Origin of the sequence: Sulfuritalea sp. (genome assembly GCF_031426875.1) — a bacterium.
Lineage (GTDB): Bacteria > Pseudomonadota > Gammaproteobacteria > Burkholderiales > Rhodocyclaceae > Sulfuritalea.
Window position 1 is genome coordinate 26,762 of record NZ_JASJPC010000020.1, and the last position, 22,520, is coordinate 49,281.

At 63.2% G+C, this 22,520-nt stretch carries 20 protein-coding genes; 16 read left to right on the forward strand and 4 right to left on the reverse strand.

What is annotated here, in order from left to right:
- Window positions 1–25 precede the first annotated feature (25 nt).
- Entirely contained in the window at window positions 26–529 is a 504-nt protein-coding gene (tpx, locus tag RMO95_RS09390) for a thiol peroxidase (RefSeq protein WP_310450357.1), read from the forward strand.
- Between the two features lie 103 nt (window positions 530–632).
- Here tpx and typA read toward each other — a convergent pair whose 3' ends face one another.
- On the reverse strand, window positions 633–2,447 hold the full coding sequence (gene typA, locus RMO95_RS09395) for a translational GTPase TypA (RefSeq protein WP_310450358.1): 1,815 nt from the start codon (window positions 2,445–2,447) through the stop codon (window positions 633–635).
- A gap of 90 nt (window positions 2,448–2,537) precedes the next feature.
- On the opposite strand from typA, the gene RMO95_RS09400 reads away from it, so the two are divergent.
- Both RMO95_RS09400 and def read left to right on the forward strand, forming a co-directional pair.
- Window positions 2,538–3,275, forward strand: a complete 738-nt coding sequence (locus RMO95_RS09400) for an S-methyl-5'-thioinosine phosphorylase (protein WP_310450359.1) — start codon at window positions 2,538–2,540, stop codon at window positions 3,273–3,275.
- Window positions 3,272–3,799, forward strand: coding sequence for a peptide deformylase (def, locus tag RMO95_RS09405; RefSeq protein ID WP_310450360.1), 528 nt, complete (start codon window positions 3,272–3,274; stop codon window positions 3,797–3,799). Before RMO95_RS09400 ends, def begins: the two co-directional genes overlap by 4 nt.
- A gap of 74 nt (window positions 3,800–3,873) precedes the next feature.
- Here def and RMO95_RS09410 read toward each other — a convergent pair whose 3' ends face one another.
- The 3 genes from RMO95_RS09410 to paaX form a co-directional block, all read right to left on the reverse strand.
- A complete protein-coding gene (locus tag RMO95_RS09410) occupies window positions 3,874–4,275 on the reverse strand; it encodes a thioesterase, FlK family (protein ID WP_310450361.1) in 402 nt (133 codons plus the stop codon).
- A 46-nt stretch (window positions 4,276–4,321) separates the two neighbouring features.
- Entirely contained in the window at window positions 4,322–6,421 is a 2,100-nt protein-coding gene (locus RMO95_RS09415; protein ID WP_310450362.1) for a CoA-binding protein, read from the reverse strand.
- Window positions 6,422–6,552: 131 nt separating this feature from the next.
- Window positions 6,553–7,494, reverse strand: a complete 942-nt coding sequence (paaX, locus tag RMO95_RS09420; protein WP_310450363.1) for a phenylacetic acid degradation operon negative regulatory protein PaaX — start codon at window positions 7,492–7,494, stop codon at window positions 6,553–6,555.
- A 217-nt stretch (window positions 7,495–7,711) separates the two neighbouring features.
- On the opposite strand from paaX, the gene fdhD reads away from it, so the two are divergent.
- The 13 genes from fdhD to RMO95_RS09485 all read left to right on the forward strand — a co-directional run bounded on the left by fdhD (window position 7,712) and on the right by RMO95_RS09485 (window position 22,497).
- Window positions 7,712–8,527, forward strand: coding sequence for a formate dehydrogenase accessory sulfurtransferase FdhD (fdhD, locus tag RMO95_RS09425; RefSeq protein ID WP_310450364.1), 816 nt, complete (start codon window positions 7,712–7,714; stop codon window positions 8,525–8,527).
- A 22-nt stretch (window positions 8,528–8,549) separates the two neighbouring features.
- Window positions 8,550–11,309, forward strand: coding sequence for a molybdopterin-dependent oxidoreductase (locus tag RMO95_RS09430; protein WP_310450365.1), 2,760 nt, complete (start codon window positions 8,550–8,552; stop codon window positions 11,307–11,309).
- Window positions 11,306–11,953 carry a 4Fe-4S dicluster domain-containing protein gene (locus RMO95_RS09435; RefSeq protein WP_310450366.1) on the forward strand — a complete coding sequence of 216 codons (648 nt, stop codon included), beginning with the start codon at window positions 11,306–11,308 and terminating at the stop codon, window positions 11,951–11,953. Before RMO95_RS09430 ends, RMO95_RS09435 begins: the two co-directional genes overlap by 4 nt.
- A complete protein-coding gene (locus RMO95_RS09440) occupies window positions 11,950–12,882 on the forward strand; it encodes a DmsC/YnfH family molybdoenzyme membrane anchor subunit (protein WP_310450367.1) in 933 nt (310 codons plus the stop codon). The genes RMO95_RS09435 and RMO95_RS09440 overlap by 4 nt, the downstream gene beginning before the upstream one ends.
- Window positions 12,883–12,945: 63 nt before the next feature.
- Entirely contained in the window at window positions 12,946–13,518 is a 573-nt protein-coding gene (padE, locus tag RMO95_RS09445; RefSeq protein WP_310450368.1) for an NADH-dependent phenylglyoxylate dehydrogenase subunit gamma, read from the forward strand.
- Window positions 13,515–13,814, forward strand: coding sequence for an NADH-dependent phenylglyoxylate dehydrogenase subunit delta (padF, locus tag RMO95_RS09450; RefSeq protein ID WP_310450369.1), 300 nt, complete (start codon window positions 13,515–13,517; stop codon window positions 13,812–13,814). The genes padE and padF overlap by 4 nt, the downstream gene beginning before the upstream one ends.
- Window positions 13,815–14,076: 262 nt before the next feature.
- On the forward strand, window positions 14,077–15,348 hold the full coding sequence (gene padG, locus RMO95_RS09455) for an NADH-dependent phenylglyoxylate dehydrogenase subunit alpha (protein ID WP_310450370.1): 1,272 nt from the start codon (window positions 14,077–14,079) through the stop codon (window positions 15,346–15,348).
- Between the two features lie 2 nt (window positions 15,349–15,350).
- Complete coding sequence (padH, locus tag RMO95_RS09460; protein WP_310450371.1) at window positions 15,351–16,607, forward strand: NADH-dependent phenylglyoxylate dehydrogenase subunit epsilon; 1,257 nt, start codon at window positions 15,351–15,353, stop codon at window positions 16,605–16,607.
- Window positions 16,608–16,609: 2 nt separating this feature from the next.
- Entirely contained in the window at window positions 16,610–17,962 is a 1,353-nt protein-coding gene (gene padI, locus RMO95_RS09465; protein WP_310450372.1) for an NADH-dependent phenylglyoxylate dehydrogenase subunit beta, read from the forward strand.
- A gap of 12 nt (window positions 17,963–17,974) precedes the next feature.
- A complete protein-coding gene (paaK, locus tag RMO95_RS09470; protein WP_310450373.1) occupies window positions 17,975–19,294 on the forward strand; it encodes a phenylacetate--CoA ligase PaaK in 1,320 nt (439 codons plus the stop codon).
- 232 nt (window positions 19,295–19,526) lie between these two features.
- Entirely contained in the window at window positions 19,527–20,558 is a 1,032-nt protein-coding gene (locus tag RMO95_RS09475) for a TRAP transporter substrate-binding protein (protein ID WP_310450374.1), read from the forward strand.
- A gap of 101 nt (window positions 20,559–20,659) precedes the next feature.
- Window positions 20,660–21,184 (forward strand): TRAP transporter small permease, encoded by a 525-nt coding sequence (locus RMO95_RS09480; protein WP_310450375.1) that lies wholly within the window; start codon window positions 20,660–20,662, stop codon window positions 21,182–21,184.
- Window positions 21,181–22,497 (forward strand): TRAP transporter large permease, encoded by a 1,317-nt coding sequence (locus RMO95_RS09485; RefSeq protein ID WP_310450376.1) that lies wholly within the window; start codon window positions 21,181–21,183, stop codon window positions 22,495–22,497. Before RMO95_RS09480 ends, RMO95_RS09485 begins: the two co-directional genes overlap by 4 nt.
- The last annotated feature ends 23 nt before the right edge of the window (window positions 22,498–22,520 follow it).

A 22,520-nucleotide genomic window follows, 5' to 3' on the forward strand; every position in this document is an offset into this window, starting at 1 on the left:
AACCAACGCAAAACAGGAGCGACCCATGAGTACAACCATAACCCTGCGCGGCACCCCGGTCCAAGTCGAAGGCGATCTTCCCTCTGCCGGAGCGAAGGCGCCCGACTTCAAACTCACCAGCGCCACGCTGGCAGACGTTTCGCTCAAGGACTTTGCCGGCAAGCGCAAGGTCCTGAATATTTTCCCGAGCATCGACACGCCGACCTGCGCCACTTCGACGCGCAAGTTCAACGAGGCCGCGAGCGAACTGGCCAACACCGTCGTACTCTGCGTTTCCGGGGATCTGCCCTTTGCCGCCAAGCGCTTTTGCGAACTGGAAGGCCTGAAGAACGTCGCTCACTTGTCGACTTTCCGCCATCCCGAATTCCTCAAGCAGTGGGGAGTGGGCTTTGCCGACGGCCCGATGGTCGGCCTCACGGTTCGTGCCGTGGTAGTGCTGGACGAGAACGACAAGGTGATCCACGCTCAGATGGTGCCGGAGATCGCCCAGGAGCCGAACTACGCGGATGCGCTGAAGGCGCTGAGCTAGGCCGGTATTGGCGTATCGCCAGCGTCAACTCTTGATCCGCGTGGATGTCCCCAGCCGGAGGCTGGCAACACAATAAAAACGGGAGCCGCGGCTCCCGTTTTTTTTACGCCGACGCCTTGTTGGCGCGCTTGCGTTCGATTTCCGTGAGGAAGCGCTTGCGCAGGCGGATCGACTTCGGCGTGATTTCGACCAGCTCGTCGTCGGCGATGAATTCGACGGCCGACTCCAGCGTCATCAATATCGGCGGCACCAGGCGCACGGCTTCGTCGGTACCCGAGGAGCGCACGTTGGTGAGCTGCTTGCCCTTGATCGGGTTCACCACCAGGTCGTTGTCGCGGCTGTGGATGCCGATAATGATGCCTTCGTACAGCGGATCGCCGTGGCTGACGAACATGCGGCCGCGATCCTGCAGCTTCCACAGTGCATAAGCGACGGCGGAGCCGCTATCCTGGGAAATCAACACGCCGTTGCGGCGTTCGGCCATGACGCCGGCCATCGGGCCGTAGTCGTCGAAGATGTGGCTGGCCATGCCGGTGCCGCGGGTCGCCGTCAGAAATTCGCCCTGGAACCCGATCAGGCCGCGGGCAGGGATGCGATATTCGAGGCGCACGCGCCCCTTGCCGTCCGATTCCATGTTCAGCAACTCACCGCGCCGGCGCCCGAGTTCTTCCATGACGGTGCCCTGATGCTCGTTTTCGATATCGACGGTGAGCAGTTCATACGGTTCGCACTTCTCGCCGTTGATTTCCTTGAACAGCACGCGCGGGCGCGACACGGCGAGTTCGTAACCTTCGCGGCGCATGGTTTCGAGCAGGATGGTCAGGTGCAGTTCGCCGCGGCCGGAAACCAGGAATACGTCGGCATCCTCGGTCTCTTCGACGCGCAGGGCGACGTTGGCCAGAAGTTCCTTTTGCAGGCGCTCGCGGATCTGGCGGCTGGTGACGTATTTTCCTTCCTTGCCGGCAAGGGGTGAGGTGTTGACCTGGAAATTCATGGTCAGCGTCGGCTCATCCACTACCAGCGGGGGCATGCCAACGGGCGCGGCCGGGTCGCAAATCGTGACGCCGATGCCGACTTGTTCGATGCCGGTGACCAGCACGATGTCGCCGGCTTCGGCTTCGGTCGCCTGCTCGCGTTCGAGGCCGGTGAACATCATGATCTGGGCAATTTTTGACTTGCCCTTGTTTTCGTCACCGTACATCACGGTGACTTCCTGACCGGCCTTCATGCGGCCCTGCTTGATGCGGCCGATGCCGATGCGGCCGACATAGCTGTTGTAGTCGATGGAGCAGATCTGCAGTTGCAGCGGTTGGTCTACATCGACATCGGGCTGTGGCGTGTGCTTGACGATGGCCTCGTAGAGCGGGCGCATGTCGGTGCCGGGCTTGGTCGCGTCGAGCATGGCGAAGCCGTTCAGTGCCGAGGCGAAGACCACGGGGAAATCGAGCTGTTCCTCGGTCGCGCCGAGCTTGTCGAACAGGTCGAAGGTGTGGCTGATGACCCAGTCGGGGCGGGCGCCGGGGCGGTCGATCTTGTTCACCACCACGATCGGCTTGAGGCCCAGGGCCAGCGCCTTGCGCGTGACGAAGCGGGTCTGCGGCATCGGACCTTCGACGGCGTCCACCAGCAGCAGCACGCCATCGACCATCGACAGCACGCGCTCGACCTCGCCGCCGAAGTCGGCGTGTCCCGGGGTGTCCACGATATTGATGTGGGTGCCTTCGAAGTCGATGGCACAGTTCTTCGAGAGAATGGTGATCCCGCGTTCTTTTTCGAGATCGTTGGAATCCATTACCCGTTCGGTGACCGCCTGGTGGGCGGCGAAGGTGCCGGATTGGCGAAGCAACTGGTCGACGAGGGTGGTCTTGCCGTGGTCAACGTGGGCGATAATGGCGATGTTTCTGAGGGCGCGGGACATAGGGGCGTATTGGCGTTGTTGCGATGCGGAAAGCCGAATATTTTACCACGCCCACGCTCTTGTTCCGATTGAATTTTCAGGGGATTTTTTATGCTCGGCATCATAGGCGGCAGCGGCTTGACCCAACTGGCGAATCTGGACGTATCGCACCGCGAGATAGTGCGCACGCCTTATGGCGAGCCCTCCGGCCCGCTGACCTTCGGCCGCGTCGGCTGCCAGGACGTGGTGTTTCTCGCCCGTCACGGTTACGGACATACCATCCCGCCGCACTTGGTGAATTACCGCGCCAACATGCATGCCCTGGAGGCGTCCGGTGTGACGCAGGTCGTTTCGGTGGCATCGGTGGGCAGCGTACGCAGCGATCTCGGGCCCGGCTCCCTGGTGGTGCCGCATCAGATCATCGACTACACCTGGGGCCGCGAGATGACCTTTCAGTCCGGCAACGACGGCCCGGTGGTGCATGTTGACTTCACCGAGCCCTACGATGCGGCGGTGCGCACGCTGTTGCTCGACGTTGCACTGCGGATCGGCGAAAAAGTATTCGACGGGGCGGTGTATGCGACGACCCAGGGACCGCGGCTGGAAACCGCTGCGGAAATCGATCGATTGGAGCGTGACGGCGCCGACATCGTGGGCATGACCGGCATGCCCGAAGCCGGGCTGGCGCGCGAACTGGACATGCCCTACGCGGCGCTGTGCGTGGTGTCCAACTGGGCCGCGGGACGCGCGGATTCCGCACACGGCATCAAGTTCGACAGCCTCGAAGCCGTGCTGCATCTGGCCATGGCGCGTGTGCGGCGGATCATCGAAGGGATTTGCGAGGCATGATCCTTGAGGTCCTGCGCATGGGCGATCCGCGGCTGCTGCGCGTGGCGCAGCCGGTAACGGACTTCGCTGCCCCGGAGCTTCACGCCTTGCTGCAGGACATGCGCGACACCATGGCGCAGCTCGATGGCGCCGGGCTTGCCGCGCCGCAGATCGGCGTCGATCTGCGCGTGGTGATTTTCGGCGGCATGGCAAATCCCCGCTATCCGGATGCCCCGGCCGTTCCCGATACGGTGCTGATCAATCCGCAACTCGATCCGCTTTCTGACGAAGAGGAAGAGGGCTGGGAAGGCTGTCTCTCGGTTCCCGGCCTGCGCGGCTGGGTGCCGCGCTGGAGCAAGTTGCGCTACGCCGGCTTCGACGAGGCCGGCCGGCGATTCGAGCGCACGGTGGATGGCTTCCATGCGCGCGTCGTACAGCATGAATGCGACCATCTGGATGGCATTCTTTACCCGATGCGGGTGCGCGACTTTAGGCGTTTCGGTTTTACCGACGTGCTGAACCTCCCCGGCGTCGTCGAGGACTAGTCCACTGCGCCGCTGCGGCGGACTGCCGGCGCCGCCGTGGCGCCATCGCCAACTCTTGCCGCTCAGGCGGCCGATCAGCCGGCCTTGGCGCGCTTGGCCTGCAGGCGCTGCGCGGTCTTCTCGATGCCGACGATGAAGCGGTTGTGCTTGCCGCGGGCGACTTCTTCCACCGCGTCGCGTGCGCTGAAGTCGAAGCAGACGGCTCCGCCGTTGACTTCGGTCAGGGTCACGGTGATCTCGACCCACATGCCCATCAGGGTGGCGCCGACATGGTCCAGCTCGACGCGGGTGCCGACCGAATCCTTGCCGGCTTCGATGTTCGCCAGCAGCAGATCGCGGCAGGCCATTTCGATGTCATAGAGCAGGTTGGGCGTCGAGTAGACGCGGCAGTCGTCGCCCATGAAACTGATGGTGCGGTCGCGGTCGATTTCGACGCGGCGGGTGGCGGTGAGGCCGGCTTTCAGGGTGTCGCTCATGCTGTGTCCTCCAGTAGTAGTTTGATTGTCGGTTTTGCCGGTGTGTTCAGTTGCGGGTTCTCAGTGCGTCGGCATACAGGCGCGCTTCGACGTAGCGCACCAGCGCCTTGGTGCCGCGCGCGCAGTTGCGGAAGACGCAGACGCCCTGGTCCATCAGACGCGCCGACATGGCGTCGTAGAGTTGCCCGCCATCGACGATGCCGATCACCGGCTTGTCGTTGCGCGCGACCAGCGGCGGCATCAGATGCACGGTGCTCTTCGCGTCCGTGATGTCGAAGCCGGGGCGCAGCTTGCTCGATTCGAGGGCGCGCACCGAAGGTGCGGTGGGGTCGAGGCCGACCACGACCGCATCGATCTCCGGATCCTGCAGGAAGGCTTCGACGATTTGCAGGTGGGCCTCGTCATCCGCACCGGGATTGATGTCGATCGGATTCCTGACTTCGACCAGCGCGTTGAGTTTCTTCGCCAGCAGGATTTCGTCGAGCTGGCTGACAGTACCGGCTTGCAACTCGCCCATTTCCATGGCGAAGTTGTCCGACTCGATGAAATCGGCCATGCCGACCGCCTCGAAGCCGGCGCCGCTGATTGCGCCCAGGCGCTTGCCGCCGATTTTCTTGCCATGCAGCGCGCCGGCAATGTAGAACAGGTCGTCGAAGCTGTTGAAGTCCTCGGCGACGATGGCGCCCGCCTGGCGCACCACGGATTCGAACAGGATCGGTCCGCCCGCGATCGAAGCGGTATGGCCCATGACGCCGCCCATGCCGGGCGCCGTCTTGCCGGATTTGTAGACCACGACCTGTTTGCCCTTGAGCACGGCCTTGCGCACCGCCCTGGCGAAGTCGAGTCCGTCCAGATCCTTGAAGCCCTCGATGTATATGCCGATGGTTTCGATTTCGGGCAGCTCGGCAAAATAGTTCAGCATGTCGCCATGAGTCAGGTCGGTCTGGTTGCCCAGGGCCAGCATGTAGCGCGGATCGAGCCACGGATTCTGGCTGATGCGGGTGATCATGAAGGCGCCGCTCTGGCTCAGCATCACCGAATTGCGCTCGGCCTTCTTCTGCGGCTTGGGCAGGCGCTCCAACGGAATGAACCAGGAGTCGTAGGAGCCGGGATGGGAAACCACGCCAAGGCAGTTGGCGCCGAGGAACACCGGACCGCCGCCGGGTTTGGCATGGGCGGCGTTGATGCGTTCGGCCAGCGCGGCGGCGGGTTCGCGGCTGGCTTTGGTTTCGCCGAGGCTGCCGGGAATCAGCATGACCGATTCGACCGAATCGGTCTCGATGATTTCGTCGACCAGTTCGTAGACCGCGCTGGCGGCCACGGCGACGATCAGTAGATCCAGTTTGTGATCGAGCGCCTTGAGGTTTTCGACGCACCTGACGCCGTCGATCTCGGTTTCGCCGGGACGGATGATGCACATACGTTCCTTGGCGTAGCCGCTGCCCATCAGGTTCTTCAGGATGATGCGGCCGAAATTCATATTGGTGGACGAGACCCCGATGATGCCGATCGACTGCGGATGGATCAGCTTCTCGATCTTGCGGATCGGTCGCGGCAGGCGGACGGCAGGAGCGGCACCGAACTCGCATTGCGCCTGGCGCACGGTCAGTTGCTCGCCGGCATGCGCCGGATTCAGTTCCAGGCTGCGCAGCACGAAGGCGGCGTCGGGATTGCCCGGCGAATAAATGGCGGCCAGCGCAAGCAAGGCCTCGAAGCAGGTCTTGAGTTGCCGCTCCGGGAGCGGCAGGCCATCTCGCCTGGCGATGGCGGCCAGCCTTTGCCAGGCCAGCGTGCGCTTGAACAGGCCGAGGAAGTCCGCGGCATCGGTCAGTTCGGTCGCGGCGTAGACCGATGCGCGATCCTTTTTGAAATTGCCCTCGTCCAGATCGGCATCCAGGCCGCCCATGCCGGCGCTGATGACCATGCCGAATTCGCGGGTGTTGTTCAGGCTGATGCGCAGATCGACGGCGGACGGCCGATTTTCTGCGGGTGCCTCCGGGGCGAACGCGATGCCCACAGCGGAGAGCAGGGTGAGTAGTTCCGTGCTGTCGAGCATTCCGCGTCCGGCAGCGGAGGCCTGGCGAAAGAGGGTCGCGGCGGTGTTGCTCGCGAACTGCGGCGTCGCGGACTGTGGCGATTGGTGCATGGCAAGACTCCCCTGGTGCAGCGTGGTCGGCAGGATGATACCGGGGGCTAACTATAACAGATACAGAATAATCAAGAAAAGTAACTAAAAATGTATCGGTTGAGGTCCAACAATTTTAAGCTTGATCTTAATCAGCGGGCGGTATCGGGCAGCTTGAGGCCGCCGAAGCGCTCGTAGAAATACGGGGCGGCCGGCGGCAGCGGGCCGTTGGCGGTCTCGCAAACCGAGAGCAGGTGCTGCTGGGCGAGCGGATAGGTCAGGCTGTAGAGGTCGTGGCACAACTGGCGAGCGATGCCGCCGCTCCAGTTGGCCGGCAGCAACTGTGCCGGCAGTTGCGGATCGTGCAGCAGTGCCCGGCGGAAGTCGTGCATCAGCAGCGTCTGCACCATGAAGCACTGCTCCGGATCGAGCGTGCCGGCGGCGCGCATGGTACGCAGCACCGGCCTGAAAAGCTCGATGAAGTCGTGGTACCTGGCTGCCAGGGTATCCAGGTTCCAGCACTCGCGGACCAGTTCCTGCAGCGGCTTGCTGGTCAATGCGCTGATGTTCTGCGCCTTCATGGCCACCACCTTGTCGTGGGCGCCGTTCTCCTGCAGGATATCCAGCAGCGCTTCGGTGTCGGCCGAAGGATGCGCCAGAATGCCCGATGCCAGCGTGCCGTAGCCGGCCCAGGCCAGATCCTTGCGCAGGGCATCGCGTGGCGTGCCGCCCAGCGATCCGGGAATCAGCACCAGTTGCCACTCTCCGGCCCAGGTGTCCTGCGGCGCGAAGTAAATCCGGCGATAGGCGTGTTCGAAGCGACGGCGGCCCGAGGTGGTGAGGCTGTAATAGCTCTTGCGCCCGAGTTGTTCGGATACCAGCCATTTTTCCTGAGACAGCCGATAGACGCTGGTGCGCACCATGCGTTCGTTGAGGCCGAGCGCTTGCACCAGGCGGATGAAGCTGCCGAGCCAGACCGTGCCGCCGTGCGGGGCGATGAAGTCGCCGTAGATCGTGATGATCAGGGAGTTGGCGCGGCTTGGATGCTTGTCCAGGAAATCCTTGATCCACTGGCTGATGTGTCGACTCTTCACATTTTTTCCATTCGACGTTTGTGTGGGTTGCGGCTCGATCCGGTGTCCGTGGCAGCGTATTTGCGCCGGCTGGCCATTGTATTGGATGCGTATGTATCCCGTATGCAGTATAAGGTAATTCTAATGTGATACAGAATTATTGATTTAGCGCCGGCAAAAGTGTATCGTATTGCCAGTGGGGGCAAGTTTGCTCCTGCACCACGTGACGGGGCGGGCAATGCAATCAGAGGCGGGTCCAGGCATCGAGGCACATAACAGCTACCGCGCGCAGCGCTGGGTGGATGGCGCTGCCATGCCTTGCGCGGAAACCGTGGCGGAAGAGGTGCCCGTGGCGCTGGTCTATAACGGCATCTCGCATGCCGTGATGCTGGCCACGCCAACCGACCTGGAAGACTTTGCCCTGGGCTTCAGCCTCAGCGAATGCATCGTCGGACGTCCGGGTGAAATTCACGATCTGGAAATCTTCGAGCGGTCCAACGGCATCGAAGTGCACATGCAGCTCTCCGCCGAGCGCGCCCATGTGCTCAAGCAGCATCGCCGGACCCTGGCCGGGCGCACCGGCTGCGGCCTTTGCGGCACCGAAAGCCTCGACCAATTGGCGAAGCGCGCCGCTACGGTCCGCTCCTCGGCCGTGCTGAGCGCCGGCGCCTTGCCGCGCGCCTTGTCGCACTTGCAGGAAATGCAGCAGCTGTTCCAGCTGACGGGTGCGGTGCATGCCGCCGCCTGGTGCGACTTCAATGGCGGCATCGAGGCGGTGCGCGAAGACGTCGGCCGGCACAACGCGCTGGACAAGCTGATCGGCGCCCTGGCGGTGCAGCGCAAGGGCTTCGATGGCGGCTTCGTGCTCATGACCAGCCGCGCCAGCTACGAAATTGTGCAGAAGGCGGCTGCCGTCGGCATTGCCGTGGTCGCGGCGGTTTCAGCCCCTACCGGAATGGCGGTCAGGGTGGCGATCGACTCGGGGGTGACGCTGGTCGGCTTTGTCCGCGGCGAACGCCACTGCGTCTATTCGCATCCGGAACGCGTTCATTAAGTCGAGGAAACAGGTGAGCAAAATGAGCATGGAAGCAGCCCAGCCGAAATCCGTGAAGCACGTTCCGACCTTATGCTACAACTGCGTCTCCGGTCCGGATTTCATGTGCGTCAAGGTGGTCGATGGCGTCGCCACCGAAATCGAGCCGAATTTCGCCGCAGCGGATATCCATCCGGCCAAGGGCAAGGTTTGCGTCAAGGCCTATGGCCTGGTGCAGAAGACCTATAACCCGAATCGCATCCTGACGCCGATGAAGCGGACCAACCCGAAGAAGGGGCGCAACGAGGATCCCGGCTTCGTGCCGATCTCCTGGGACGAGGCGCTCGATCTGGTCGCCGGAAAACTCAATGCGGTACGCGCCAAGGGCCTGGTCGACGAAGCCGGACTGCCGCGCGTGGCCGTCAGCCTCGGGCACGGCGGCACGCCGTCGAATTACATGGGGACCTTTCCCGCTTTCCTCGCCGCCTGGGGTCCCGTCGATTTCAGTTTCGGCTCGGGCCAGGGCGTCAAGTGTGTGCATTCCGAGCACCTTTACGGCGAGTTCTGGCATCGCGGCTTCACTGTTGCCTCCGATACGCCGAACGCCCGCTACGTGATCTCCGTCGGCGCCAACGTCGATGTGACGGGCGGCCCCTGCGCCGTGATCCGCCACGCCGATGCCCGGGTGCGCGGCTACAAGCGCGTCCAGGTGGAACCGAGCCTGACCGCGACGGGCGCCTGCTCCGCCGAATGGGTGCCGATCCGGCCCAAGACCGATCCGGCCTTCCTGTTCGCGCTGATCCACGTGCTGGTGCGCGAGAACGGCCTGGCCAAACTCGATATTCCCTTTCTGCGCGACCGCACCGCCTCGCCCTATCTGGTGGCCCCCGACGGCCTCTACCTGCGCGATCCGCAAAGTGGCAAGCCGCTGGTCTGGGACGAAGTCACCGCAACTGCCGTGCCGCACGACACAGTCGGCGCGCGCCCCGCAGTGGCCGGCAGCTACCGCATCGCGCAGGCCGTGGTGGTCGATGCCGACAATGAGCGCCGCGAATATTCCGACGTCGAAGGCAAGACCGCTTTTGAGATGCTGTCGCAGCATATCGACAAGTACACGCCGGAGTGGGCCGAGACGATCTGCGACGTGAAGGCCGAGACCATACGCCGCATCGCCAACGAATACCTCGAAGCCGCGAGTATCGGTGAAACGATCGTGATCGACGGCCAGACGCTGCCGCTGCGGCCGGTCGCCATAACACTGGGCAAGTCGGTGAACAACGGCTGGGGCGCCTTCGAGTGCTGCTGGGCGCGCACCGTAATGGCGGCCCTGGTCGGCGCGCTGGAGAATCCCGGCGGGCTGGTCGGTACCACGGTGCGACTCAACAAGTCGCGCGACAACCGCCATCTTTCCGTGAAGCCCGGCGAAGACGGTTTCATGGTGCAGTACTTCAATCCGACCACCAAGGAGGAATGGCAGTCGGCGCCGTCGACGCGCAACCTGCACCAGACCCTGGTGCCCATCGTCGGCCACAACGGCGCCTGGAGCCAGGCCCTCGGCCCGACGCAACTGGCCTGGATGTTCCAGGGCGAGCGTCCCGACGACTGGTCGATGCCGATGCCGACGCTGCCGGACGTGTGGCTGGTCTACCGATCGAATCCTTCGATTTCCTTCTGGGACACGAAGCACCTGGCGGAGGTCGCGGCACGCTTTCCCTTTATGGCCTGCGTCGCCTACACGGTGGACGAGACCAACTACATGGCCGACGTGCTGCTGCCGGAAGCGACCGATCTCGAATCGACGCAGATGATCCGCATGGGCGGCACCAAGTACATGGAGCAGTTCTGGGATTACAAGGGCGTGGTGCTGCGCCAGAAGGCCGTCGAGCCGCAGGGCGAGGCGCGCGACTTCACCTGGATCACCACCGAGCTGGCCAAGCGCACCGGCCTGCTCGACCCCTATTTCGGCGCGATCAACAAGGGCGTCTCGGGTGTTTCGCCGCTCAAGGGCAAGGATTACGACTTCAGCCTCGATCCGGCCAGCGAACCGGGCTCCGAGCAGATCTGGGACGCGGTCTGCCGCGCCGCCACGCTCACGCTTTCGGAAGGCCGCGAGGAGCACGACCTGGAATGGTTCCGCGAGCATGGCTTCTATGCCGTGCCAATGTCGCGGCTGGAGTGGTATCTGACGCCGACCATGGAAAAGCTCGGTCTGCGCTATGAACTGCCCTACCAGGAACGCCTGCTGCGCACCGGCCGCGAACTCGGCCGTCGCCTGCACGAGCAGAAGATGAACTGGTGGGACGAGCAGCTTTCCGAATACACCGCGCTGCCGGAGTGGCACGACGTGCCGGGGCGCTGGATCCGCAACCTGGAAAATTCGGGCGCCAAGATCGAGGACTTTCCGTTCTGGCTGCTGACCACCAAGAGCATGCAGTACCACGCCGGCGGCAATGCCGCGATCGAGGTCATGCACGAAGTGGCGCAGAACCTGCGCGGCCACGCCGGGGTGATCATGAACGCGAAGACCGCGGCGGGTCTCGGCATTGCCGAGGGCGACCGCGTCGAGGTGCGCTCCCACATCGGCGCCACCTACGGCAAGGCCTCGCTGATGCAGGGCATCCGCCCCGACACCCTGGTCATCATGGGCCAGTTCGACCACTGGGCGACGCCGTTTGCCAAGACCATCGGGGCACCGAGCCTCAATACCATCGCGCCGATGTCGCTCGACCTGACGGATGCGACGGGTTCCGGTGCCGACATCGTGCGGGTCGGCGTGCGCAAGGTGGAAGGAGTGGCAGCATGACGCGCTATGTGATGAGCATCGACCTGCGCCGCTGCGTCGGCTGCCAGACCTGCACCGCTGCCTGCAAGGGCGCCAACGCGACGCCGCCCGGCATCCAGTGGCGGCGCGTGCTCGATATCGAGACCGGCGAGTTCCCCGACGTGCGTCGCACCTTCCTGCCGGTCGCCTGCATGCATTGCGCCAACCCGCCCTGCGAGGCGGTGTGCCCGACCCGGGCCACGACCAAGCGCGCCGACGGCCTGGTGGCGATCGACTACGATCTCTGCATCGGCTGCGCCAACTGCGTCATGGCCTGTCCCTACGATGCCCGCTCGATCGTTCATGAATCGCATTTTGCCTACGGCGACACGCCGATGGCCTCCGAGGCCAAGCGCTTCGATCCGGATCGGATCGGCGTCTCGATGAAATGCACGTTCTGCGTGGATCGCATCGATCTCGCCGCGATCACCGGACAGGTCCCGGGCGTCGATCCCGAGGTGACGCCGGCCTGCGTGAATTCCTGCATTTCGGGCGCGATGCAGTTCGGCGACATCGAGGATCCGCAAAGCAGCGTCAGCCGCCTGCTGAAAGAGACGCAGCACTACCGCATGCACGAGGAACTGGGCACCGAGCCGGGCGTGTACTACATCTGGGATCAGTCATGAAGAATCCTATCCTTCGCGCCGCCAATCTGGCGGCCCCCAAACAGCAGCGCAACTGGGACTGGCGCGCGGCGAGCAACTTCATCGCCGGCGGCGCCGGCGGCGGCCTGTTGCTGCTCACTTTGCTCGCTGTCTCGCTCGCCGGCTTCGCGCCCGAGGTCACCCGCAGCGCAATCCTGTTGGGCCTGATGCTGATCGGCGGCGGCCTGACCTGCGTCTGGTTCGAGATCGGGCGGCCGTGGCGTGCATTGAACGTCTATCGGCATTTCTCCACCTCGTGGATGACGCGCGAGGCGGTGGTGGCGCTGGTGCTGTTCAGCTTCGGCGCCCTGGCGCTGCTGACGCTGCATCCGGTGTTCGTCGTGGTGAGCGGAATTCTTGGGCTGGGTTTTCTCTATAGCCAGGCACGGATCCTGGCCGCCAACAAGGGGATTCCGGCATGGCGGCATCCGCGCAGTATTGCGCTGATGGTGGCCACCGGGCTCGCCGAGGGCGGCGGTTTTCTGGCCTGCGTGGTCGCGATTTCCTCCGCCGCGCTCGCCGCGCCGGCCTTGCTTGCGCTGATCGCCCTGATCGCCATCCGCGTCTGGTTCTGGAAGGCCTATCTGGGCGGAATGGTGGCCGACGGCGCACCCGACGGCGCGTTGCGGGTACTGAGCGGGCTCGATTCGCGATTTGTGGTGCTGGGTCACGTCCTGCCGGCACTTGCCGTCACCGCGGCCCTGGCCGGAATGCCGGGGCGGGCCGGGTTGGTCTTTGCGGCCGGGATCATGGTGGTTGCCAGCGGCTGGTTCCTCAAGTATACCTTGGTCAGGCGTGCGGCTTTTACCCAGGGGCTGGCGCTTTCGCGCTTGCCGGTGCGCGGCCGCGGGCCGGCCGGTGCGGCCACCAAGCCCGGCTGGAAGGCCGTGCCGGGTACCAAAACGGGATAATCGGTTTCAGGGAAGCAGACAAGAGGCGGGACCAAGCAGTCCTGCCGAATTGGAGGAGACAGGATGTACGAAGTACGCTTTCATGGCCGCGGCGGTCAGGGCGCCGTCACGGCGGCCTCGATGCTCGCGGCGGCATTGCTGGAGGAGGGGAAGTACGCGGTCTCGATCCCATCCTTCGGGTTCGAGCGGCGCGGTGCTCCGGTGGTTTCCTTCCTGCGCTGCAGCGATCGCGAAATCCGTCAACTGACCAATATCTACACGCCCGATTGCCTGATCTGCGTCGATCCGACGCTGGCGAAGTCGGTCGATATTTTCAGCGGTCTCAAGCCGGGCGGCACGCTGGTGCAGGCCACGCACAAGCCGCTGGCTGAAGTGGTGCTTTCGCCCAACGTCGCCACGGTGGGCCTTTGCGATGCGATCGGCATCGCGCTCGAAGTGTTCAAGCGCCCCATTACCAACACGCTGATGCTCGGCGCCTTCGCCAAGACGACCGGCATCGTTTCGCTGGCCGCCTTGCAGCGCTCGCTGGAGGATTCCGACTTCCGCGATGCCGGCCTCAAGCAGAACATGGTCGCGCTGGAGCGCGGCTATAACGAGACGACGGTGCACACCATAGAGCGGAGGGTTGCAGCATGAGCCGGCATGACAGCTATCCGCTGTTCGACATGAAACAGGCCAACGTGCCGGACGACCTGTGCCCGGTGGCCACCGAGGTCAGCCCGATGCTGCCCGGCGACTGGCGCAGCATGCGTCCGGTGGTGAATCGCGACAAGTGCGTCAAGTGCGCCGTGTGCTGGCTGTATTGCCCGGTGCAATGTGTCGAGGAAAAGGCGGCCTGGTTCGACTTCAACCTGAAAACCTGCAAGGGTTGCGGCATCTGCGCCAATGAATGCCCGCAGCGCGCGATCACCATGATCCCGGAGGCAACATGAATCGGAAGACCGTGGAAAACGCTTTCGACGCAGAGAGCGCAGAGGCGCAGAGAACGCAGAGAAACCCAAAGTCTTTGCTCTGGTTTCTTTCAATGCCTTTCCTCTGCGCCTCTGCGTCCTCTGCGTTAAAAGAGTTTCGCCGTATCGCCAGCGCCAACTTTCAAGGGACGATTGACCAGCGGCGGATTCCCTGTAGGAGCGAGCTTGCTCGCGATATGTGTAGATCGCGAGCAAGCTCGCTCCTACGTCGAGGAGGTCAAGCATGACAACTGCCACCGTCACAAAAGCCCCGCAAGCCGCCGCCGCGGCCAAGCAGAAGGTCATCCTCTGCGAAGGCAACGAAGCCGCCGCGCTGGGCGTCGCCCTGGCGCGGCCGGACATGGTCGCCGTGTATCCGATCACGCCGCAGTCCTCACTGGTCGAACACGTCGCCAAGCTGATCGCCGACGGCCGCATGGATGCCGATATCGTCGATGCCGAAGGCGAGCATTCGGTGCTGTCGGTGCTGCAGGGCGGGGCCCTGGCCGGCGCGCGGACCTATACCGCGACCTGCGGGCCCGGTCTGGCCTTCATGTTCGAACCGTACTTCCGCACTTCGGGCATGCGCCTGCCGATCGTCATGTCGATCGTCACGCGCGACGGCATCACGCCGCAATCGGTGTGGGGCGGGCACCAGGACGCGATGACGGTGCGCGAGGTGGGCTGGGTGCAGGTGTATTGCGAGACGGTGCAGGAAGTGCTCGACACCACCATCATGGCCTTCAAGATCGCCGAACATCATGACGTCATGCTGCCGGTGAATGTCTGCCTCGATGGCAACTATCTTTCCTACGGCACCTCGCGTGTCGAATTGCCCGATCAGGCCGAGGTCGATGCCTTCATGGGCGTCAAGGACGTCAACTGGCACGTGGCGCTCGATCCGCTGCGGCCGATGGCGGTCGATCCGCTGACCGGCGGCTCGGGCGGCAAGGGTCCGGCCACCTTCGTCCGCTATCGCAAGGGGCAGTGCCGCGGCATGCAGAACTCGCTGCGCGTGATCGAGGAAGTGCATGCGGAGTGGGCGCAGCGTTTCGGCCGCAGCTTCGCGCCGCTGGTCGAGGAATACCGGCTCGATGGCGCCGACTACGCGATCATGACCCTGGGCAGCATGACCGGCGCGGCCAAGGATGCGATCGACGAGGCGCGCGACGCGGGCAGACGCGTCGGCCTGATCAAGATCAAGACCTTCAGCCCCTTCCCGGTGGAAGCGCTGATGAAGTCGCTGGGCAAGGTTCAAGCCGTCGGCGTGGTCGATCGTTCGGTCGGCTTCCGCTGGAACTGCGGGCCGATGTACCAGGAGACCATGGGTGTGCTGTATCGCCTGGGCAGCGAGTCTGGGTCATTTCTACCGTCGATGAGCTTCATCGGCGGACTGGCCGGCGCCGACATCACGGTCGGCCATTTCCATCGCGTCATCGAGGCGACCGAGAAACTGCTCAGCAGCCCCAATGTCACGATGGCGATCGAGCCTGTCTGGCTCAACGAAAAGGATTGACCATGGAACAGACCAAATACCTGGTGGTCGGCAGCAGCCATGCGGCGCTGGAAGCCGTGACGGCAATCCGCATGCACGATCCGGAAGGCAGCCTGACGCTGCTGACGCGCGATCCGCATCTGCCTTACTCGCCGACGGTGCTGCCCTATGTCGTCTCGGGCCGCTCGGCGGCGGACGGCATCTTTCTGCGCGACGAGAAATTCTTCGCCGACAACCGTGTCCAGTTGAAGCGCGGCACGGCCTTGAAGTCGCTGCACACCGGACGCAATGCGGCGGAACTCGCCGACGGCAGCGAGATCGCCTACGAAAAGCTGCTGCTCGCCACCGGCGCCTCGCCGGCGATTCCGCCGATTCCGGGCATCGATACGGTGTCCTACCATGTGCTGCGCACGCTCGACGATGCGACGAAGCTCAACGCCGCGATCAAGAGTTCCAAGCAGGCCGTGGTGCTCGGCGCCGGACTGGTCGGCATGCATGCGGCGGAGAACCTGGTGAAAGTCGGCGCTGGTGTGACGGTGGTGGAAATGGCCAAGCAGCTCACCGACGGCTATTTCGATACCGTCGCGGCGGGCCTGATCGAAAAGGCCTTCACCGACAACGGCGCGACCATTCTTACCGGCAGCCGCGTGGTCAAGCTGGCGCCGTCTGACATCGGCGTCACGCTGACGCTGGAGAACGGCACGACCCTCGAAGCCGACCTGCTGCTGGTGGCGACCGGCGTCAAGCCGAACATGGATTTCCTGGCCAACGAAGCGGTCGACCACGACCGCGGCATCCTGGTCAGCGACAGCATGCAAACCAGCGTCGCCAACGTCTGGGCGGCCGGCGACTGCGCCCAGGCCAAGGGTTTCTTCACCGACAGCCCGGTGATGAATGCGATCCTGCCCAGCGCGACCGAGCAGGGACGCATCGCCGGCATGGCGATGGCCGGCGACCCCGGCCTGAAAAGCTACGCCGGCGGCGTGCCGCTCAACACCTATCATTTCTTCGGCCGTCACGCGATTTCGGTCGGCTCGAGCCGTGTGCCCGAAGGCGGCGAGATGGTGACCCGTTTCGATGAAGCCAGCGGCCGTTACCTGAAGGCGATCTTCAGTGCCGACAACCGGCTGACGGGAATCTACGGCGTCAATGAATTCTTCGACGGCGGCGTCATGTGTCAACTGATCCTGCGCCGCGTCGATCTTTCTGCGGTCAGGGAGCGCTTCCTTGCCGAACCGATGAAGGTCGGGCGCGAAATCATGTCGAGGATGTGGAGATAAGCATGGGAATGTTTGGAGGGGCCTACAACACCATCGCCTTCGACGCGAACAAATGCGACGGCTGCGGCGACTGCATGACCGCCTGCGCCACGGCCAAGACCGGCACTGTCGATCAGTCGCGCTCGCGCATCCAGATCGTCGGCAGCGCCGATGACGGCTTCGAGCTGGCGCTCTGTCGCCAGTGCGCCGATCCGAAGTGCGTCACCGTCTGTCCGGCGGCGGCGCTGACCAAGAACTACGCCAGCGGCGTCATCGACTGGAATGGCGACAAGTGCGTCGACTGCCTGCTATGCACCGTCGGCTGCGCCTACGCCGGGATCGCGCTCGATGCGGGAACCGGCCACGTCGCCAAGTGCGACACCTGCGACGGCGCACCGGCCTGCGTGCCGGCCTGCCCGCACGACGCGCTGACCTATGTCACCACCTCGCGCATCTACAACGAAGTCGGCGACTGGGAAGACCTCTTCGCGCCGGGCCTCGCCGGCTGCCAGGGCTGCAACACCGAGCTGCTGATGCGCCACACGCTGCGCCGCGTGGGGCCGGAGACCGTGCTGGCGACACCGCCCGGTTGCGTGCCCGGCATGGGCTCGGTCGGCTTCAATGGCACCACCGGCACCAAGATTCCGGTCTTCCATCCGCTGCTGACCAATACCGCGGCCATGCTGGCCGGCATCAAGCGCCAGTACAAGCGCGTCGGCCGCGAGGTCAATGCGCTGGCGATTGCCGGCGACGGCGGTGCCTCGGACGTCGGCTTCCAGTCCCTGTCCGGCGCGGCCGAACGCAACGAGCAGATCCTGTTCATGGTGGTCGACAACGAGGGCTACATGAATACCGGCATGCAGCGTTCGAGCTGCACGCCCTATGGCGCCTGGACCTCGACCACGCCCATCGGCAAGGGCTCGGGCGGCATGCCCGCGCAGGGCAAGACGCAGGACGCCAAGAACCTGCCGCTGATCATGGTCAATCACCGCTGCGAGTATGTCGCGACGGCCTCCACGGCCTATATGGAAGACCTCTACGACAAGCTGGACAAGGCGATCCAGGCCTCCAAGCGCGGCTTTGCCTACCTCCACGTCTATTCGCCCTGCACCACGGGCTGGCGCTTCCCGACCGACCAGAACATGGAAGTCGCGCGCAAGGCGGTCGAGACCAATTTCGTGATGTTGTGGGAGTACGACCGGACCGACGGCCTGCGTTTCACCCGGCCGGTCGATGATCCGCTGCCGGTGACCGAGTATCTGCGGGCGATGGGGCGCTTCCGTCACCTGAGTCCCGATCAGATTTCACACATTCAGTCCAAGGTCGTGGAAAATCTCGCATTCGTGAAACAGATGGCTCATCGACAGAGCGCATAGGGGGGAAGAACAATGAGCAAGCAGGATTTGCCGGGCAGCGGCCTGGAACCGATAGAAAAGGCAAGCCGGGACGAACTGCATGCGCTGCAGTTGCAGCGCATGCAGTGGTCGCTCAAGCACGCCTACGACAACGTGCCCCACTATCGGCAGAAGTACGATGCCGCCGGGGTGCACCCGAACGACCTCAAGCAGTTGTCGGACCTCGCGAAGTTTCCCTTCACGACCAAGCTCGACCTGCGCGACACCTATCCCTATGGCATGTTCGCGACGCCGATGCGCGAGGTGGTGCGCGTGCACGCTTCGTCCGGCACCACCGGCAAGCCGACGGTGGTGGGCTATACCGCGCAGGACATCGCGATGTGGGCGCAGCTCATGGCGCGTTCGCTGCGTGCCGCCGGCTGTTCGGCCGACGACATCATCCTCAACTCGTATGGCTACGGCCTGTTCACCGGCGGCCTCGGCGCCCACTACGGCGGCGAGTGCCTGGGTGCGACGGTGATCCCGATGTCCGGGGGGCAGACGGAAAAGCAGGTGCAGCTGATCCAGGACTTCAAACCCACGGTGATCATGGCGACGCCTTCCTATGTGCTGACGATCGCCGACGAGATGATCAAGCAGGGACTCAATCCCAGGGAAACCAGCCTGCGCGTCGGCGTCTTCGGCGCCGAGCCGTGGACCAACGAGATGCGGCGCGAGATCGAGGAGCGCCTCAACATCCAGGCCATCGACATCTACGGCCTGTCCGAAGTCATGGGTCCGGGCGTGGCCTGCGAGTGTGCCGAAACCAAGGACGGTCCGACGATCTGGGAAGACCATTTCTATCCCGAAATCATCAATCCCGAAACCGGCGAGGTGCTGCCCGACGGTGAAATGGGCGAACTGGTGTTCACCTCCCTGTCGAAGCAAGCCCTGCCCATCCTGCGTTATCGCACGCGCGACCTGACCCGGCTGTTGCCGGGTTCCGCCCGCACCATGCGCCGCATGGAGAAGATCACCGGCCGCAGCGACGACATGCTGATCATCCGCGGCGTGAATGTGTTTCCGACCCAGATCGAGGAAATCCTGCTCAAGAACCCCAATCTTTGCGCCCAGTATCAACTGCAGGTGTCGCGCGAAGGCCACCTCGACCAGTTGGACGTCTATGTCGAGGTCCGTGCCGACCTCTCCGACTCGATCGGCGAGGCCAGGCGCCGGGAAATCGGCGCCGACGTGAGACACCATATCAAGGCGCTGATCGGCGTCTCCGCGGACGTTCATGTCGTGGAAACCGACAAGGTCGAAAGAACCCTGGTAGGCAAGGCCCGCCGGGTGATCGACCGGCGGCCCAAATAGCCGCTTTCAGTTTATTATCCGCAGCGCAATTGATGTATTATTCTTCGCGACGCACCGGGTCGATGATGCACTATAGTGCGCATTTGTGCCAAGTAGATTCAGGAGGCTTATTTCTCGATAGGGGAGATCGATAGGCTTCGGTAGCATTCGGCACAAGGGATGTTTGGTTTTCTTGTAGCACCCATGTTATTTCAATAAGGCGTTTTGTTAGCCAACCAAAGAGGAGATGCAGATGAAGAAGCTACTGGCAAAAACACTGGTTGCGGCGTCAGTCGCCGGAACCGCACTTGCCGTTCAGGCCCAGGAAGTCACACTCAAGGTTCATCACTTTCTTTCACCGACGACTTTCATCCAGGTAGGCGTATTCGAGCCCTGGTGCGCGAAGCTGGCGAAGGAATCGGCCAACCGGATCAAGTGCCAGATCTATCCGGCGATGCAACTCGGCGGCACCCCGCCGCAACTCTTCGACCAAGCCAAGGATGGCGTCGCCGACGTGGTGTGGACCGTGCTTGGCTACTCGGCCAACCGCTTCCCTATGTCGGAAGTCTTCGAGCTACCCTTCACGATGACCAATGCCGAGGCCACCAGTCGCGCTGCATGGGACTTCTATCAACAGTATTCCAAGCATGAGTTCAAGGACGTTCATCTGCTTGCCATGCACGTCCATGGCCCCGGCTATTTGTTCACCACCAAGAAGCAGATGAAGGTCATGGGCGATTTCAAGGGCATGAAGTTCCGTGCACCGACGCGCCTGACCAACAAGATGCTCGCCATGCTGGGTGCCACGCCGGTCGGCATGCCGGTGCCGGCGGTTCCCGAGGCGCTGTCCAAGGGCGTGATCGAAGGTGCCGTGATCCCCTATCAGGTAGTGCCGAGCATCAAGGTCAATGAACTGGTCAAGTACGCGGCCGAGACCGATCCGAAGTACAACGCCCTGTACACCACGGTGTTCGCCATCGCGATGAACAAGGCCAAGTATGACTCGTTGCCGGCCGATCTGAAGAAGGTCATCGACAACAATTCGGGTCAGGAATTTTCGGCCATGGCCGGTCGCGTGCAGGAAGCCGACGACGGTCCGGGACGCGAAAAGGTCAAGGCCTCCGGCGTCACGATCAACGTGATCCCCGCCGCGGAACTCGACAAGTGGAAGAAGGCCACCGACAGTCTTGACGACGAGTGGGCAGCCAACATCACCAAGCTCGGCAATGACGGTCCCAAGACCCTCAAGGCCGCGCGCGACCTGATCAAGAAATACACCAAGTAAGTCTGGCGTCACCATGCCGGGTACCGATCTGAGTCGGTACCCGGTTTTTCTGCCCGGCTGTGGCTGATGCATGATGGATAGTTATAATTCAGGAGTTCTTGATGGCAGATGCACTTTTCGTCGACACTGAGGCCCGTCCCGACGCCCTCATCGGTCGGGTGTTGAACAAGGTCAGCCGCTTTTTCGCGGTGTGTGCCGGCCTCATGTTGTTACTGATGTCGCTGATGTCCTTGGCGAGCATCGTCGGCCGATCGCTGTTCGACAAGCCCGTTCTCGGCGACTACGAACTGGTGCAGATGATGTCGGCCATTGCCGTCACCATGTCTCTGCCTTTTTGCCAGATGATTCGTGGCCACATCATTGTCGACTTTTTTACCACCGGTATGCCGGTCCGGGTAAACAAGACCTTGGACATCATTGCCAGTCTGGTGCTGGCTGTCGCCGCGTTCATCTTCTGCTGGCGCGTCACCCTCGGCATGTTCGAATTGCAGGCCAACGGCGATGGCTCGATGCTGCTCAATCTGCCGACCTGGTGGGGCTATGCTCCCATGGTGCCTTCCTTCTTCCTGCTGGGCTGCGCCGCGCTCTATACGGCCTGGGTCGATGTTATTGGAGCACGCGCATGACTGGTATCGAGCAGGGTCTGCTGATCGCAGGCCTGATGATTCTCTTGCTGGCCCTGCGCATGCATATCGCGATGGCCATGATGCTGGCAGGTTCCATTGGTTACGTCTGGGTGGGCGGTCCGGATGCCTTGTTGAACTACATGAAGAATGCGGCGTACGCCCGTTACTCGATCTACGATCTTTCGGTGGTGCCGCTATTCCTGCTGATGGGGCAATTCGCCACCCACGGCGGTTTGTCCAAGGCGCTGTTCTCCGCCGGTAACGCGATGATCGGCCACTGGCGCGGCGGCATGGCCATGGCCGCGGTCAGCGCCTGCGCAGGTTTTGGCGCGATCTGCGGATCGTCGCTGGCGACGGCGGCCACCATGGGCCAGGTTGCGCTGCCCGAGTTGAAGCGCCACAACTATTCGCCACGGATGGCCACCGCCGCACTTGCCGCGGGCGGAACGCTGGGTATCCTGATCCCGCCTTCGGTGCCGCTGGTGATCTACGCCATCCTGACCGAGCAGAACATCGCCAAGCTGTTCATGGCGGCCTTTGTTCCGGGCCTGATCGCCATGACCGGCTACATGATCGTGATTGGCATTCTTTGCCGCATCGACCCGACAGCCGGGCCGGCCGGTGAAAGGGTGTCCTGGTCCGGCCGGCTTGCCGCACTGATCGAAACCTGGCCGGTGATGCTGATTTTCGCCGTGGTGATCGGCGGCATCTATGGCGGATATTTCACTCCCACCGAAGCCGCGTCGATCGGTACGCTGGCCACGGCTTTCGTGGCGTGGAAGTCCGGCGGCCTCGACAAGAAGAGTTTTCTCGCCTGCATGTACGGCACGGCCCAGGCCACCGCGATGATCTTCCTGATCCTGCTCGGCGCCGACATCATGAACGTGTTCCTGGCCCTGACGCAGATGCCGACCGAACTGGCCAAATGGGTGGTCGGCCTCGGCTATTCGCCGCTGCTGATCCTGGCCGTCATCATCTGCATCTACCTGTTCCTGGGCTGCATCATGGACAGCCTGTCGATGCTGCTGCTGACCATCCCGATCTTCTTCCCCATCATCATGGGTACCGACTACTGGGGCATGGACCCGGAAAGCAAGGCGATCTGGTTCGGCATCCTGGCCCTGATGGTCGTGGAAATCGGTCTGATCACGCCGCCGGTGGGCATGAACGTTTTCATCATCAGCAGCATGGCCAAGGATGTGCCGATGAAGGAAACCTTCAAGGGTATCGTGCCCTTCCTGATATCCGACGTCGTGCGCATCCTGCTGATCGTGTTCTTCCCTATCATCGCGCTGGTCGCCCTGAAACTATAGAGAGTTGGCGCTGGCGACACGGC